The sequence below is a fragment of the Bacteroides salyersiae WAL 10018 = DSM 18765 = JCM 12988 genome, from assembly GCF_000381365.1.
GTDB classification, from domain to species: domain Bacteria; phylum Bacteroidota; class Bacteroidia; order Bacteroidales; family Bacteroidaceae; genus Bacteroides; species Bacteroides salyersiae.
Genome location: NZ_KB905466.1, coordinates 92,344 through 109,481, shown reverse-complemented (window position 1 = coordinate 109,481; position 17,138 = coordinate 92,344). Strand labels below are relative to the sequence as shown.

The 17,138-nt window shown below is 40.3% G+C and carries 11 protein-coding genes; 6 read left to right on the top strand and 5 right to left on the bottom strand.

Annotation, left to right across the window (positions count from 1 at the left end):
- The first annotated feature begins 16 nt into the window (after window positions 1-16).
- From HMPREF1532_RS00425 to HMPREF1532_RS00405, 5 genes are all read left to right on the top strand, one after another.
- A complete protein-coding gene (locus HMPREF1532_RS00425) occupies window positions 17-1,147 on the top strand; it encodes a glycosyltransferase family 4 protein (RefSeq protein ID WP_005923253.1) in 1,131 nt (376 codons plus the stop codon).
- Window positions 1,144-2,196 carry an NAD-dependent epimerase gene (locus tag HMPREF1532_RS00420; protein WP_005923251.1) on the top strand — a complete coding sequence of 351 codons (1,053 nt, stop codon included), beginning with the start codon at window positions 1,144-1,146 and terminating at the stop codon, window positions 2,194-2,196. The genes HMPREF1532_RS00425 and HMPREF1532_RS00420 overlap by 4 nt, the downstream gene beginning before the upstream one ends.
- A 26-nt stretch (window positions 2,197-2,222) precedes the next feature.
- Window positions 2,223-3,536: a UDP-glucose dehydrogenase family protein gene (locus tag HMPREF1532_RS00415; RefSeq protein ID WP_005923249.1), complete on the top strand. Its 1,314-nt coding sequence runs from the start codon at window positions 2,223-2,225 to the stop codon at window positions 3,534-3,536.
- An 11-nt stretch (window positions 3,537-3,547) separates the two neighbouring features.
- Window positions 3,548-4,552, top strand: a complete 1,005-nt coding sequence (locus HMPREF1532_RS00410; protein WP_005923247.1) for an NAD-dependent epimerase/dehydratase family protein — start codon at window positions 3,548-3,550, stop codon at window positions 4,550-4,552.
- 93 nt (window positions 4,553-4,645) lie between these two features.
- Window positions 4,646-5,608, top strand: coding sequence for an MraY family glycosyltransferase (locus HMPREF1532_RS00405; RefSeq protein ID WP_005923244.1), 963 nt, complete (start codon window positions 4,646-4,648; stop codon window positions 5,606-5,608).
- A gap of 55 nt (window positions 5,609-5,663) precedes the next feature.
- Here HMPREF1532_RS00405 and HMPREF1532_RS00400 read toward each other — a convergent pair whose 3' ends face one another.
- The 5 genes from HMPREF1532_RS00400 to HMPREF1532_RS00380 all read right to left on the bottom strand — a co-directional run bounded on the left by HMPREF1532_RS00400 (window position 5,664) and on the right by HMPREF1532_RS00380 (window position 15,744).
- Window positions 5,664-8,861: a response regulator gene (locus HMPREF1532_RS00400; protein WP_005923242.1), complete on the bottom strand. Its 3,198-nt coding sequence runs from the start codon at window positions 8,859-8,861 to the stop codon at window positions 5,664-5,666.
- 125 nt (window positions 8,862-8,986) lie between these two features.
- On the bottom strand, window positions 8,987-11,410 hold the full coding sequence (locus HMPREF1532_RS00395; protein WP_005923239.1) for a sensor histidine kinase: 2,424 nt from the start codon (window positions 11,408-11,410) through the stop codon (window positions 8,987-8,989).
- Between the two features lie 224 nt (window positions 11,411-11,634).
- Entirely contained in the window at window positions 11,635-12,933 is a 1,299-nt protein-coding gene (locus HMPREF1532_RS00390; RefSeq protein WP_005923233.1) for a Na+/H+ antiporter NhaC family protein, read from the bottom strand.
- A 223-nt stretch (window positions 12,934-13,156) separates the two neighbouring features.
- Complete coding sequence (locus HMPREF1532_RS00385; protein ID WP_005923230.1) at window positions 13,157-14,647, bottom strand: UxaA family hydrolase; 1,491 nt, start codon at window positions 14,645-14,647, stop codon at window positions 13,157-13,159.
- A 32-nt stretch (window positions 14,648-14,679) separates the two neighbouring features.
- On the bottom strand, window positions 14,680-15,744 hold the full coding sequence (locus tag HMPREF1532_RS00380) for a LacI family DNA-binding transcriptional regulator (protein WP_005923227.1): 1,065 nt from the start codon (window positions 15,742-15,744) through the stop codon (window positions 14,680-14,682).
- Between the two features lie 323 nt (window positions 15,745-16,067).
- On the opposite strand from HMPREF1532_RS00380, the gene HMPREF1532_RS00375 reads away from it, so the two are divergent.
- Window positions 16,068-17,093 carry a sugar kinase gene (locus tag HMPREF1532_RS00375; RefSeq protein ID WP_005923224.1) on the top strand — a complete coding sequence of 342 codons (1,026 nt, stop codon included), beginning with the start codon at window positions 16,068-16,070 and terminating at the stop codon, window positions 17,091-17,093.
- Window positions 17,094-17,138 lie beyond the last annotated feature (45 nt).

Here is a 17,138-nt window from a genome sequence, read left to right as displayed (position 1 = left end):
AAAACCTTGTTCCGTGATGTTTAAACTATTTGTTGTTGTCAATGTTGATTGGTTCTTCCTTTCACATCGTAAAGATATTGCATTAGAAGCTCAAAAAGCTGGTTATAACGTCACTATTGTAACCAAAGATACCGGAAAGAAAAAAGATATTGAAGCTCTTGGATTACAGGTGATCGACTTGCCGATGAATCGCTCGGGGCAGAATATTAGAGAGGAACTGTGCACTTGCTGGTTCCTTTATAATTTATATCGCCATGAAAAGCCGGATATCGTGCACCATGTGGGGCTTAAAACAATACTTTGGGGAACATTGGCTGCAAAACTATCTCGTGTTCGTGGGGTGGTAAATGCTGTAAGTGGCTTAGGGATTTTCTTCTCGGAAGAGAATCGGTCTGTGATTTCGAAAATACTTCCGAAAGTCCTTCGATTTTCTCATCATCGCAGTAATCTCGCCGTTATTTTCCAAAATGGTGAAGATAAATTTCTATTTCGGAAACACCACATAATAAGAGAGGAACAAGCGTATATGATTAAAGGATCTGGTGTGAATTTACAGCAATTCTGTTATACTCCGGAACCGGAAAGCGGCAAGATAAGAGTTCTATTGACGGCACGTATGATTATGGAGAAAGGAATTTTTATTCTTACGGATGCTGCTATAAAACTGAAAGAGAAATATCGGGATAAGGTTCAATTTCTGCTTTGTGGAGGGTTGGATGACAATCCGAAAGCGATAAAAGAGGAAGATTTAAAAAGAGTGTGTGATGGAGAGTATATCCAATGGTTGGGATATCGGACGGATGTATTGAGCTTGTTAAAAGACTGCCATATAGTAGCTTTTCCGTCTTATTATAAAGAAGGATTGCCAAAATCATTAATAGAGGCGACTGCCGTGGGAAGACCTATTATAACAACGGATTCTATAGGTTGTAAGGAGACTGTGATAGAGGGATACAATGGGTATTTGATTCCGGTGCAAGATAGTGAAACCTTGGCGGACCGGTTGGAAATTTTGATTGAAGATAAGGCATTGAGACAAAAAATGGGTAAGAACTCGAGATGTTTGGCAGAAAAAGATTTTTCGATAGAAAATGTTATCGCAAAACATTTGGAGATTTATGAGATTTTAATGACCGGAAATTTATGAAAGTATTAGTTACCGGTGCTGCCGGTTTTATCGGTTCTTACGTTTGTAAGCGCCTTTTGTTACGTGGTGACGAAGTAACGGGATTGGACAATATCAATTCTTATTATGACATAAATTTAAAATACGGACGTCTTGTCACGTTGGGTGTTTCCCGGGAGGATATTGAATGGTATAAGTTTGTTTCGAGCAGCACTTATTCTCTTTTTAGTTTTGTGAGGATGAATCTGGAAGATAAACAGGCCATGCAAATGCTCTTTGCCAATGGGAAGTTTGATGTTGTAATAAATTTGGCGGCACAGGCAGGTGTACGTTATTCAATCGAAAACCCGTATGCTTATGTGGAAAGCAATGTTGACGGTTTTCTTAATGTACTCGAGGGATGCCGGCATTATAAAATAAAGCATCTGGTATACGCAAGTTCCAGCAGTGTTTATGGACTGAATGGCAAAGTGCCTTTCTCTGAAAAAGATAGTATTGCTCATCCGGTAAGTTTATATGCCGCAACTAAAAAATCGAATGAACTGATGACACATGCATACAGCCATCTGTATAACATTCCATCTACCGGACTTCGCTTTTTCACTGTATACGGCCCTTGGGGGAGGCCGGATATGTCTCCTTTTTTGTTTACGGATGCTATTTTACACAAGCGTCCGATTAAGGTGTTTAATAATGGGGATATGCTTCGTGATTTTACATACATAGATGATATTGTGGAGGGAGTATTACGGGTGGTTGATTCAATTCCGCAATCCAATTCTTCATGGAATCCGGAAGAGCCGGATCCGAGTACATCCAAAGCTCCTTATAAGATTTATAATATTGGGAATTCTCATCCTGTAAAGCTGATGGATTTTATTCAGGCCATAGAAAAGGCAATCGGATATGCTGCGGAAAAGATATATCTGCCGATGCAGCCCGGGGATGTATATCAGACGAATGCGGATACCACTGCATTACAGAAAGAGTTGGGTTTTAAGCCCGATAAAGAGATTGAAGAGGGAGTAAAGGAAACGGTAGATTGGTATCGTTCTTTTTATCATTTGTAAATACTAAAATTTCAAATCAAAGAAATATGAAAATAGCAATTGTTGGAACTGGTTATGTGGGTTTGGTAACAGGAACCTGTTTCTCGGAGATGGGAGTGGATGTCACTTGTGTAGATGTGATGGAATCTAAGATCGAGAATTTGAAAAAAGGAATTATTCCAATTTATGAGCCGGGACTGGAAGATATGGTTCATCGTAATTATAATGCCGGGCGTTTGAAGTTTACTACCTCGTTGGCTTCCTGTCTGGATGAGGTTGAAGTTGTATTTAGTGCGGTAGGTACACCTCCCGATGAAGATGGTAGTGCTGATTTGCGTTATGTACTTGAAGTAGCTCGTACCATTGGACAAAATATGAAAAAATATGTCCTTGTGGTTACGAAGAGTACGGTTCCTGTCGGTACGGCCCAAAAGGTAAAAGCCGCTATTCAGGAAGAACTGGACAAACGTAATGTTGCCATTGATTTTGATGTAGCTTCTAATCCGGAGTTTTTGAAAGAAGGAAATGCCATTGATGATTTTATGAAACCTGACCGTGTCGTGGTAGGAGTAGAATCCGAGGAGGCTAAGAGTATTATGGAACGACTGTATAAGCCGTTTATGATGAATAATTATCGTTTGATTTTTACAGACGTACCCAGTGCGGAGATGATAAAGTATGCTGCGAATTCAATGTTGGCTACCCGTATCAGTTTTATGAATGATATTGCAAACTTGTGTGAGTTGGTAGGAGCGGATGTGAATATGGTTCGTAAAGGTATCGGTGCAGACAGCCGTATTGGTAGTAAGTTTTTGTATCCGGGGTGTGGTTACGGAGGATCGTGTTTTCCCAAAGATGTAAAGGCATTGATAAAGACGGCTGATAAAAATGGATATACGATGCGGGTGTTGAAAGCTGTAGAGGAAGTCAATGAAGTTCAGAAAAATATACTTTTTGAAAAACTTACAAAGCATTATGATGGGAAACTGGCCGGAAAAAAAATTACTCTCTGGGGATTGGCCTTTAAGCCCGAAACGGATGATATGCGTGAGGCGCCGGCTCTGGTCTTGATAGATAATATTGTAGCAGCCGGTGGAATTGTGACGGTCTACGATCCGGTTGCTATGCAGGAATGCCAACGCAAAATAGGTAATAAGGTGAATTACGCCACCGATATGTATGATGCTGCACTCAATGCGGATGCTTTACTTTTGGTAACTGAATGGAAAGAATTTCGTATGCCGAGTTGGGGAGTGTTAAAAAAGACGATGAAGAAACCGGTTGTTTTTGACGGGCGTAATATCTATGACAAGAAGGAACTTCAGAAAATAGGTTTTTCATATTACTGTATCGGAAAATAATATATCGCGCAATGAATATTTTGATTACCGGCATTCATGGTTTTGTAGGTTCCAATCTTGTTTCTTCTTTGAAAGGCAGGCACACCCTTTACGGTTTGGATATTGTTACACCGGTGAAAGACGGTGTGGTGAAAACTTTTTCTTGGAAAGATATTGAACCAACATCTTTCCCATTGCACCACTTTCCTCAGTTTGACGCCATCATCCATCTTGCCGGTAAAGCTCACGATACCAAGAACGAATCGGTGGCTCAAGCCTATTTTGATATCAATACCGGTCTGACTCGGAAGATATTCGATTTCTTCTTAGAGTCCTCTTCCAAGAAATTTATTTTCTTCAGTTCAGTGAAAGCTGCTGCCGACAGTGTGGTGGGGGATATACTGACGGAGGATGTCGTTCCTGCTCCGGTAGGTCCTTACGGCGAGAGTAAAATTAAGGCGGAGGAATACATATTAAAGGGAGAAGGGAAAATTGAGAAGGGAGCAGGAGAAGTTTGTGGTGCTGTTGGTCAGTCTGGTCGTTTGGGGTTGGATAGGCAAGTGTATATTCTCCGTCCCTGCATGATTCATGGGCCTGGGAATAAGGGAAATCTGAATCTGCTTTATAATGTGGTGAAGAAAGGTATTCCCTGGCCATTGGGCAGTTTTGAGAACCGCCGTTCGTTTACTTCGATCGATAACCTTTGTTATGTGATAGAAGGATTGCTGACGAAAGCTGTTCCGGGCGGTATCTATCACATGGGAGACGATGAAGCGATGTCTACGAATGAATTGATTGCTACCATTTGTGAGGCTATGGGCAAGCAACCGCATATCTGGAAAATAAATAAAAGTTTGATGGAAGGTTTCGCCGGGCTTGGAAGCTTACTGCATCTGCCTTTAAACAAGGAGCGTCTTCGGAAGCTGACGGAGAATTATGTGGTTAGTAATGCCAAAATAAAGAACGCATTGGGCATTGAAAAAATGCCGGTGACTGCCAAAGAGGGCTTGATAAAGACCATACAATCGTTTGAGTGATTTGTGATCGGGTCAAGATTATCCGTTTATAATCAGATGATTGGCTCTTTTATTATTTCCATGATCGAAGATACTTTTTAAATATATAAGACTGTGTATTATCTAATCATCTTAGTTCTGCTCTTCCTTGCAGAACTTTTTTATTTCCGCATCGCTGATAAATGTAATATCATCGACAAGCCGAATGAACGTAGTTCTCACACCCGCATTACTTTGCGTGGTGGAGGGATCATCTTTTATTTTGGTGTATTGGCTTATTTTCTGACGAGTCATTTTGAATACCCCTGGTTTATGCTTGCCTTGACATTGATCACCTTTATCAGCTTTGTAGACGACATCCGTTCCACTTCACAAGTACTCCGACTGGTGTTTCATTTCTCCGCCATGGCTTTGATGTTTTATCAATGGGGGTTGTTTTCACTCCCCTGGTGGACGCTTTTTGTGGCATTGATCGTTTGTACGGGTATCATCAATGCCTACAATTTCATGGATGGCATCAATGGCATCACCGGCGGATATTCATTGGTTGTTCTCGTAGCCCTTGCTTATATCAATGAGGCGGTCGTTTCTTTCGTAGAACAGGATTTTATTCTGACGGTGCTTTGCAGTGTCTTTGTTTTCAACTTCTTCAATTTCCGGAAACGTGCCAAGTGTTTTGCCGGTGATGTCGGTTCTGTCTGCATTGCATTCGTTCTGCTGTTCTTTATCGGCAAGTTAGTTATCCGGACGGAGGATTTCAGTTGGATTATCCTGTTGGCCGTATACGGTGTGGATAGTGTACTGACGATAATCCATCGCCTGATGCTTCATGAGAATATCGGTTTGCCACACCGGAAGCATCTGTATCAGATTATGGCGAATGAACTGAAGATCCCTCATGTGGTGGTTTCATCTGTATACATGCTGGTACAGGCATTGGTGATAATCGGATATTTTTTGTTTCAAGATAATGGATATTGGTATATGGGGGGAACTATACTGCTTTTAAGCGTTATTTATATTCTGTTTATGAAGAGATATTTCCATTTACATAAAATAAAATCACTTAATTCTTAGAGACTGTTTAATTTTTTCTCTTAAGAATAATACTGAGCAAAATTTAAACAGCTTCTTAGTCACCTAATACTTCTTTCAATTCTTTTTTGTTGAGGGGTTTCGTTATGAACGTATTGCATCCTGCCCTCATGGCTTCTTCTCTGTCGAACTCGAAAGCGTTGGCAGTAACGGCGATGATAGGAGTTTCCGTATCGAATTTCCGTATTTCCCGGGTAGCTTCCAAACCACCCATAACCGGCATCTTCATATCCATCAGAATGGCATCATAATGATGGCTTGATGCAAGTTCCACCGCTTCTTTACCTGTATAGGCACGGGTTAATTCAGATGTTTTAAGGAGGGCTTTTACCAGCATATAATTACTGTCGATATCTTCGGCTACTAATATGGATTTCTTCTGAACATCATTGGTACAAGACTCCTGTGAAGTGCTAAGAGTCGGATTATGCCCCATTCTTAGGATATCCTCTGCAATTTCTTCCGTTTCCTCATATCTCTCAATTTCTGCTTCACAAGGAAACCAGGCCCAAAACTTACTTCCTTTTCCTTCGTCACTTTCCATACCGATCTTACCACCTTGTGCATCAGTGATTGCTTTACAAATGGCTAATCCTAAACCGGTACCTTGCGTGAAGTCGTCGAGCTTGGCAAAATGTTGGAATAGCTTGTGCTGTTTTTCTTTCGGTATACCATGTCCGGTATCTTCTACATATAATTTTATGCCTCCGTCAATGTAACTGTATCCCATAGTGATGCGACCTCTGTCAGTGTGTTTTATAGCGTTGGTGATAAAATTCGTTCCTACCTGCACCAGACGGTTTTTATCCAGTTTTACCAGGCAACTCTTGTAGGGATTATGGCCGATGAACTCTACTTCGGGATTAGTACATCGTTGCTTCAGAGCCATAAAGGTTTCTTTGTATGCATCTGCCAAATCGAAAGATTCCAACTTTAATTCCATAAGTCCCGATTCTATCTTCGACAGGTCCAGAATATCACCGATAAGCCTTAACAGCAGTTCGTTGTTATTGTTGATGATATTCATAAACTCCTTTCGCATATTAACGTCTTCTGTGGTTTGAAGCAGTTCGGAGAAGCCTACGATGGCATTCAACGGAGTACGGATTTCATGGCTCATATTTGCTAAAAATGCAGATTTCAGCTTATCGGCTTGTTGGGCGGTTTCTTTTTCCCGTTCCAAAAATTTCTGATAATTGATTTGTTCGGTGATATTTAATCTGACACCCAGATACTTTATGACCGTTCCATTTTTATCTTTCTCCATAGGGACACCGCGTACTGTACAATACTGCCAATCCGAATCGTATTTGGTCTTCATTTTTACAATGAAGTTGTAAGATTCATCCTTCCTGTCTTTTACGATACCCGCTGCTTTTTCAATTAGTTCCAGATTTTCGTCGTCTTTTTGTGAATAACAGTCGTAAGTGCTCATGGAGATTACTGCACCGTCCTTGTAATCTGCTACCGGTTCATTATATGTGGTGAACAGTTGTGTGTCACAATTATATTCCCACATGGCCATACCTGCCGTCTGAATGGCGAAACGGAGTTTTTCAATCGTGTCATTCAGAATTTTGTTGTTAAGTACTTCTTGTGTTATATCTTTCTGGGTTCCCAATATGGCTGTCACAGTGTCTTCTTCTTTTTTGGATATCATACGACTATCGTAGTAGTGATAAGTACCGTCTTCGTGCATATAACGGAATACGGTTTCCGCTGATTCTTTTTGTCCATGTAAGATTGTATCGAATAGCTCTTTTTGTATTATGCGATCGTCCGGATGGAGCATGCCTAAATACTTCTCCATATTGAGTCCTTTTTCAGTGCGCATATTGCCGCGTAACATGAACTCTTGTGTGTGCAGTTCGTAAATCCATGCAGTGACATTGCCTGCATTCATTGCCATATTGAGTTTTGCTTCTTGTTCGGCCATTTGCCGTTCATGTTTTTCCTCGGCCGTCCGGTCTATGGCTGTAATTAAAATACCGATAAGCTCTCCTTCCTGGTCTTTTATGGGTGTAACATCCATTTTGAAGTAGAATATCTGATCGAAAGGGGTAAAGCGGGCGAAGTATTGCGGACATTGCTCTTTACGCATGTCGTATTTTAATATACCATGAAATTCGTGAATTTGGTTTTGCTCGTCTATAATACCGTGATTTCGCAAAACAGGGTTCGCATATATGGATAGTTGTTCTTTCAGCAATTTGTTTTTGTTATCCATTTGAAATAATCTGGCCATCTCATCATTGACGCTTACCAATATACCTTTTTTATCATAGTAGCTTAGTCCCACCAGAGTAGTATTGAATACTGTCTGATATCGGTTTAGAAAATTTTTGTTTTCGAGTAATAAAGCATTGAGTTTTTCATTTTCTTCTTTAAGTAGAATTTCTCCCTTTTGGGCTCTTTTTTTATAGATTGTGACGAAGATGGATAGCAATAGTGCGGTGAGTAATAGAGCCCCCAAAAGGAAATATAACCATGTAGGAATACTGAATGTCGGCTTTTCTCCCAACCATTTCACATGTATCCGGTCATATACTCCGTTTTTCTTCAATTTCAGAAGGGCTGAGTTTATTTGTTCTAATAATTGGGTGTCAGTACCTACAAAGCAATATTCTTGTAATGGCCATTCGGAATCTATAATACTAAGATTGGTTAGTCCGTCTTTGTAAATTATGTATTGCGCCATGTTGTCAAGGCATATTGCCATATCACCTTTACCTTCGGATAGCATATTCAATCCTTCCATCATATTGTCAACCGGAATAAGATGGGAATCATATCCCATGTCTTTTAACTTTTTATGAGGTAGGGCATACCTTTGTACGATAACGTTTTTGTGTGATAAATCCTTTGTATGTTGGATAAGGGCATCTTTCCGGCAGACGAATTTGTAGTTTATATAGCTGTGGGCTTTGCTCAGTTTGGACGGGCCGTTTTGAGGAGATTCGAACTTTGCCATGCCGGTAATCAGATCGATTTCCCCCTTTTCGAATTGCTGAAGTATATCCGGCCAATCTTCCAGTTGCAGGTCGTAGGGTAGCTTCAATTCGTCCATAATGGCACGGGTTAGATCAATATTAAAACCATCCGGTTCTCCTTTGTCGTTTATAAATTCATAAGGTGGGAAAGCACTGTCACCACGTATGATTATTTCTCGGGTATCTTTTGCAGTTCCTTGTATTATATATAAAAAGGCAAGGATTATAATGACGCATTTTTTCATTAAAAGTATTGATTTAAATATAAGAAAAGAATGTTTAGCTGAATAAAGATAAGAAATGTTTTACTTAAATATATATCTTATGATGAAATTAACATTTTGGAAATGAATCAATTAATTTTCAAAGTTCACTTCCCTTGTTGCAAGGGAAGTGTGAACCAAAAGCACGAACCTTCATTCACGACCGATTCGACTCCTATTTCACCTCCCATTTGTGTAATGATGCTTTTGCAGATCGATAATCCGATTCCGGTACCTTGAGCAAAGGTGTTTAACTTCACAAAACGGTCGAATATATTGTCGAGCTTTTCTTTGGGAACTCCTAACCCGGTATCATGTACATAGATTTTTATTGCATTGTCGGATGTTATTTCATAACCTACGGTGATGTTGCCTTGTGAGGTAAATTTGATGGCATTATTGATGAAGTTTGTGAGGACTTGAGTAAATCGGTTCTTGTCACTATATATATGGCAGGGTGAAGCATGCGATTCGAAAAGAAGTGTTACTCCTTTTTGGGGTTTTGCTTTGAGCTCTTGTACAATCTCTTGGCAGGCTTGTTCAATCTCAAATCTCTCTTTTACAAAATCGAATGTACCGGCTTCAATTTTGGAAAGATCCAATATATCTGAAATCAGTTGTAACAATAGTTCGTTATTCCTTTGTATGATGCTGATATATTCTGCGCGTTCTTCTAAATCATCCGTTTCGGTCAGTAAAGTCGAGAAACCGACAATCGAATTGAGGGGAGTACGGATTTCATGACTCATGTTAGCTAAGAAAGCTGATTTTAACCGGTCTAACTGTTCGGCCTTATCCCGGGCAATGATAAGTTTTTGTTCCGTTTGTTTCAGTGGAGTGATATCATAGTTGACACAGACCATTTCAATGATTCCGTCCTGAGGGCGGAAATCTCTTACAAGTACGTTGACGCTGGTCCAGGAATAGTTACCGGATGCTCTTTTGATACGTATGTCTTTACGCAGGCAGGTAGTATGTCCTTGTTTGACATTACCTACAAACTCCTTTAAAACTGCCCGGTCATCGGGATGCACATTCCGATAAACACCTATAACTTCGGGGAGGGGAATTCCGTCTTTTTCACCGATATTATCATACCAGCTACTAAGGGCATAACCATCACGGCTTAAAGCATCGAATACGGCATACCCGACTTTTGCATAATCGCCTATAAGGGCGAACAGGGTTTCGAATTCTTTTATCTTCGAACGGGCAGATGCAGCCTCTGTGGTATCTACATTGATGAGTAAGTAGTTTGTGAAATTGTTTTTAGAGTCACGCAATGCCGTAGCTTTGGTCACTATATTGATGGTCTCTTTTTTCAAAGAAGGATAATAATCGTTTATGTTGGAAAAGTTATAGTTTGTGTTGAAAAAAGCATCTTCCTGTCTTCTGAGGTTGTCTTTAATATTGTCTGGTATGTTAGGGTTGGAAAACAGGTTTACTCCTAATACGTCTTCTCTGTTCCCGATACCGAACATCTCGAGTTCTTTATCGTTGATTTCTGTCAGATAACCGTCCTTATCGTATAATTCGATGCCGGCCGGTAAGTTTTGGAAAATGTTATTGAGCACCTCTTCTTTATGCTGTAATATTTGCTGTTCTTCTATGGCTTTTTGCTCGGATTTATGTAATTCAATACAAATGCTGATGATATTTGCCAATGAAGTGAACCATTGATAATCGGCATTGCTCCAATTACGACATTGCTTAATGATGTCTATACCCATATATCCCCATACCCTTTTCTTGGATAGCAATGGGACAACCATGAGAGATTTTATATCTTGGCGTTCTAAAATTTCTCTGTGATATCTTGCTTCCGGAGGCATGGCATCGAGTGTATTTAAAATAATGGCTTTCTGACCGGATATCTGCTCGTTCCACCACGAGGATTCATCGAACAGAATATTTTGGAGTGACTCCTGTTCTTCAGATACATTTTCTGCTGTTATTTCATAAATGCAGTTTTGAATCTTTTCTTCCGGGAATATTTCAAATATGTAAGTCCGGTCTCCATTGAATTGTATCAATATATCTTTCAGAATTTCCCGGATTGTATCGGAAATATCGTCTGTTTGCAGAAATGACAATAGAGAATGTGATATACTTATTTGGCGATAAAGTAATTTATTTAGTTCTTCTTTATTGCCCAATCCTTTTTCAGTGCTTTCAATATCATCGAGACATCTGATATAACCGAACCAGTGGATATTTGCCTGGCCGATATCTGAATCGGATTCCATTTTCAGTTGTACCCAATTCATTCCATATTTTGTGTGGATAGGGAAAATCTGTTCGAATATGCGTTGGCTGTGAAGGACTTTAAATTCTTCTTTTAAATGTTCGCGATAATCTTCGTGAACCAGATGATACAAATCATTAAAACCGACTGTCTTCTTTTCGAGACATAGAAGATCCGTAACAAATTCTGATAAAGTGTATTGTTGGGTTTTTAAATTAACTTCAAACCAACCAATCTGCGCCATGGAAGTTAGTCGGGTGAACTTGTCGGAATTATGATTTAGCATATTTTTCTATTACTGTTGTTTGGAGGGCACAAAGATAGATAATATTTTTAAATCAGTGAACTTGGAATTTGTAATAAAGTGCTATAAATCTAAAAGTTATGAATGAATTTCTGATGCGAATTTTGATTTTTGCTATGGATATAAACGAGGTTTTTCGATTAAAGAAACAAGGCAGTGGTTCTGTTTCTAAAATCGAAATCGCAGTATGATGGCATTTTCTGTTTTTATGAATACCGGCGTGGATAGCGGAAAAGAATGGCTAATAATGCAAATGTTCCCATCGTAAAAGGATAATACAAATTTCCAACGATACTGATGGGGGAGATATTGGCTAATCCGGCTGCCATAAGAAGTTGCGCTCCGTAAGGAATGATACCTTGTATAAAGCAGGAGAAGGTGTCGAGAATGCTGGCTACTTTTCGGCGGTCGAGATTAAATTTTCCGGCAATGTCTTTAGCAATCGGGCCGGTAGTGATAATGGCGATGGTGTTGTTGGCTGTGCAAAGGTTGGCGATACTTACCAAGGCGGCAATACTTAGTTCGGCACCACGTTTACCATTGACATGACGTGTGAGTTTTTCAATAATGAAATCGATTCCTCCGTTATAGCGGATTGTTTCAAGCATGCCTCCTGCCAATAGGGTGATGATGATAAGTTCGCCCATTCCGGTGATGCCACTACCCATTGCGCCAAACCATTCGAATATACTGAAACTGCCCGTGGGAATTCCGATAATAGCTGTACTGATGATACCGAGAAGAAGGACGATCATTACATTGATACCGGCGATGGCTGTTCCCAATACAACGAGATAGGGTATGACCTTAAGCCATTCGATTTCCTGTGTTTGTGCCGGAGCAATGACTGATAATCCTTGAAAGATATAAATGCCCAGTACTATGAGTGCGGCTGGGACTACGATCATGGAGTTTACCCGGAACTTGTCGCGCATTACACAACCTTGTGTTTTGGTAGAGGCGATGGTGGTGTCGGAGATGAATGACAGGTTATCGCCAAAGAAAGAACCGCCTACTACGATGGCTACCATGAAAGGGAGATCTATTCCTGTTCTTTGTGCCAATCCGGTAGCGACCGGAGTAAGAGCTACGATTGTTCCTACACTGGTACCGATAGAGAGCGAAATGAAGCAGGAAGCTATAAAGATACCTGCTAAAAGTAGGTTGTCCGGAAGTATATGTAGAGTGAGGTTTACTGTTGCATTGATGGCACCCATTTGTTTGGCGCTTTGGGCAAAAGCTCCGGCAAGAATAAAGATCCAAACCATGAGCATGATGTTTTTGTTTGAAGCGCCAACGGAGAACTGGTATATTCGTTGATCCAGCTTTAGTCCTTTTGTTATAGCGATAGCGTAGCATGAGGATACTAAGAATGCGACAGTGATGGGTACTTTATAAAAATCGTTGACGATAATTGAAGTAGCCAAGTATAGGCATAGAAAAACAAGTAGAGGACTAAGTGCCCACCAGCCGGATGCTCTTTTTATATTCTTTTCTTCGTTCATTCTTTGAATTGTACTTGTATTTGGAGTGCAAAGATAATAATAAGAAGATAGAAGTTAGCAGATAGTAGTTAGTAGTTAGTAGTTAGTGGTTGGCGGACGCTAAGTGATCAATATAAAAAAATAGTAGCCGATAGCTAAAATCAACTCAGCATGTTTATGTCTGCGTGCTACATGCTTCTGATTTTGACTACCGGCTCCTGACTTCTAACTTTTAGCTTCTTTTTTACAGCGTTACTCCTGTCTTGAATATAGCAATTTCACGATATCCTTTCTTTTCGTTGTTAACGAATTCTCCGCTTGCCACTTTAATGATGTAATCGATGAAACGTTCACATGTTTTTTCCATCGGTTCATTTTCAACAATCACACCGGCATTGAAATCGATCCATCCCGGCTTGTTTTTTGCCAGAGTTGAATTGGTAGATATCTTCATTGTGGGGACATAAGTACCGAAAGGAGTTCCACGTCCGGTGGTAAATAATACCATATGGCATCCGCAAGAGGCCAATGCAGTAGCAGCTACCAAGTCATTTCCGGGGGCCGATAACAAGTTAAGTCCTTTGACCTGTAAACGTTCTCCATAGGACAATACACCTTCTACATAGCTTTTTCCACATTTTTGTGTACATCCCAAAGCTTTGTCCTCTAAAGTGGAAATACCGCCGGCTTTATTTCCCGGTGACGGGTTTTCACCTACAGGTTCACCATGAGACAGGAAGTATTCTTTGAAATCATTGATCAACTTGACAGTCTGTTCGAACAATTCTTTGTTACGGCAGCGATTCATTAGGATTGTTTCTGCACCAAACATTTCCGGTACTTCCGTCAACACGCTGGTTCCGCCTTGTGCTATGAGGAAGTCGGAGAACATACCCAATAACGGATTTGCCGTAATACCGGAGAAACCGTCAGAACCGCCACATTTTAATCCTACGCGCAGTTCGGACAGGGGAACTTCGGTGCGCTCGTCTTTCACTGCTTTAGCATATAATTCACGAAGAATATCCATTCCTTCTTCATATTCATCACCTACTTTCTGGGTAACCATGAACTTTACACGATCTTGATCGTAATCACCCAAGAATTCGCGGAATACATCCGGTTGGTTGTTTTCGCATCCCAATCCAACGACTAATACGGCACCCGCATTGGGATGAAGCACCATGTCACGAAGAATTTTTTTCGTGTTTTCGTGGTCGTCGCCCAGCTGTGAACAGCCATAATTGTGAGGGAAGGCGACAATCGCATCTACGCCTTTACCTTGTGTTTCACGGCGTAATCCTTCGGCTAATTGATTGATAATACCGTTTACGCAACCTACAGTGGGGATAATCCATATCTCATTACGTATACCGACATCTCCGTTTTTACGGCGATACCCCTTGAAAGTGAGATCTTTTCGAGCAATATCGAGTGATACCTGTATCGGATTGTAGGTATATTCCAACAGTCCTGCAAGGTTGGTTTTTATGTTATTTTCATTCATCCAGTCACCTTGCCTTTTTGCCATTTTGGCATGGCCGATAGGATAACCGTATTTGATGATATCTTCTCCTTCGGCGAAGTCTTTCAAAGCAAATTTATGTCCGGCGGGCACATCTTCGTTTAGGGTGATGTCGATACCGTCCACTGAAAGACTTTCTCCTGCAGGCAGGTTGACAATAGCTACGGCTACATTGTCAGCAGGATTGATTTTTAAAAACTTTGTTTCCATGATGTCCTTTTTATTTATAATCGTAAATCCTTTTACTTATTGCTGTAATAGTCGATTGTTTCCACCGTCAGCAAGTCGATGGGCATATAGTTGATGCAATTTACCTCTTTCTTGAAAATGAGGTGGTCACATAGTGCCTTAATACCGTTATATCCTTGTAATTCGGGTTGTTGGGCAATGAGAAAATAGACACTACCTTGTTTAAGGCAGGCGACATTCCGTTCTAAAAGGTCATAGCCGATGAGATTAAAGTCGCTTTTATTGCGATTCAATAGGTATTCACCAACGATATATACTTTGGAATTAAATGTAATTCCATTACGCACAGTAGGATGTTGTTGGAAGAAAGCATCGAGCATGAGAGCATCTTCATCATTTCGTTCGGCATGAAGGTCGAGCTCCAGGATGTTGCACGAAGGATGATATTCTTTCATATATTGCCTGAATCCTTTTTCTCTGTTTTCCTGTTGGTTGGAGCCCACAATACCTTCGTGTATTTTACGGAAGATTACGATTTCTTTTTCATCTCTTGCCAATAACATCAGCATGCGTGCGGCGAAATATCCACTTTGGCGGGAATTTTGACCGAAAAAAGCCAACGGTGGTATTTCTTTTATGTTAGAGTCTATATATATATAAGGTATATCCAGTTCGGTCAGTTGCTCTATGAATATTTGGGTGTATTTGAGTATGGTGGGAGCTACCATCACTCCATCCGGATGCTGTGCGACAATATCGTTGCTGGCATCAACGAAAGAATGGTAATCGTATGGATCGTAATAGGTGGTTTTTACTGTGGTGTTGAAATCCGAATACGTACTCAGCGCTTTGTTGATTCCTTTTTCTACGTCGGTCCAGTATTCTCCTTCCAAGTGTTTAGGCAAAAGGCAAGCGAAAGTGTATTTCTTGTTGGATGCAAGTGCACTGGCATACATATTGGGTTGATAGTCCAGTTGCTTCAGAATTTCTTCAACCCGTTTACGGCTTGCTTCCGAAACTCCGCTGCGGCCATGAATGACACGGTCTACGGTTCCTACTGATACATCGGCCAAACGGGCGATATCTTTGATTCTAATTCTATCAGGTAACTTATTCATTGATCTGTTTACTATTTAGCTATTTATTATTTTGATGTTATTATTTCTGTTTTCATGAGAAATTCTTTAAATAAATCGTCAAATAGTAAATAGCACTGTGCTCGTACACAATAATAATATTAATATTTTCGACACAAATATATAACAATTTTTGTAATTACGAAAATTATTGTATCTTTGTGCCCGCACACGAAAGTTATGCAATGTATGATAAGTGTTAAACTACAATGCATGGTATCAGTGAGTTAAGCGCTGAAAAGGGCTTGAAATGATAAATTGAAACTTAATAATATTAATTACTTATTTCATTAAAACATAGAATTATGGGAAAGAAAGTCGTTACGTTAGGCGAAATCATGCTTAGATTATCAACTCCGGGTAATACCCGTTTTGTTCAATCTGACTCTTTTGATGTTGTATACGGTGGTGGTGAAGCTAACGTTGCTGTAAGTTGTGCAAATTATGGTCACGATGCATACTTCGTATCTAAATTGCCTAAACACGAAATTGGTCAGTCTGCCGTAAATGCTTTGCGCAAATATGGTGTTAAAACAGACTTTATAGCCCGTGGTGGTGATCGCGTAGGTATCTATTATCTTGAAACAGGAGCTTCTATGCGTCCGAGCAAAGTAATCTATGACCGCGCTCACTCTTCTATTGCCGAAGCAGATGCTTCTGATTTTGATTTTGACGCTATAATGGAAGGTGCTGACTGGTTCCACTGGTCTGGTATTACTCCGGCTATTTCTGATAAAGCTGCTGAACTGACTCGTTTGGCTTGCGAGGCTGCTAAACGTCACGGTGTGACTGTTTCTGTGGACTTGAACTTCCGTAAGAAACTGTGGACAAAGGAGAAAGCACAGTCTATCATGAAACCGTTGATGAAGTACGTAGATGTATGTATTGGTAACGAGGAAGATGCAGAACTTTGTCTGGGATTCAAACCGGATGCTGATGTTGAAGCAGGTCATACCGATGCTGAAGGCTACAAAGGTATTTTTCAGCAGATGATGAAAGAATTCGGATTTAAATATGTAATCTCTACTTTGCGTGAGTCTTTCTCTGCTACTCATAATGGCTGGAAGGCGATGATCTATAACGGGCAGGAGTTCTATACTTCAAAACGTTATGATATCGATCCGATCATTGACCGTGTAGGTGGGGGCGATTCATTCTCCGGTGGTATAATTCACGGTTTGATGACAAAACCGAATCAAGGCGAGGCTCTTGAATTTGCCGTAGCTGCTTCTGCACTGAAACATACAATCAATGGTGACTTCAATCTTGTATCGGTAGAAGAGGTGGAAGCACTGGCCGGTGGAGATGCAAGCGGACGTGTTCAACGATAAATTTATTTACGATTAGACGATTTACTATTTACGATTGGAATTACT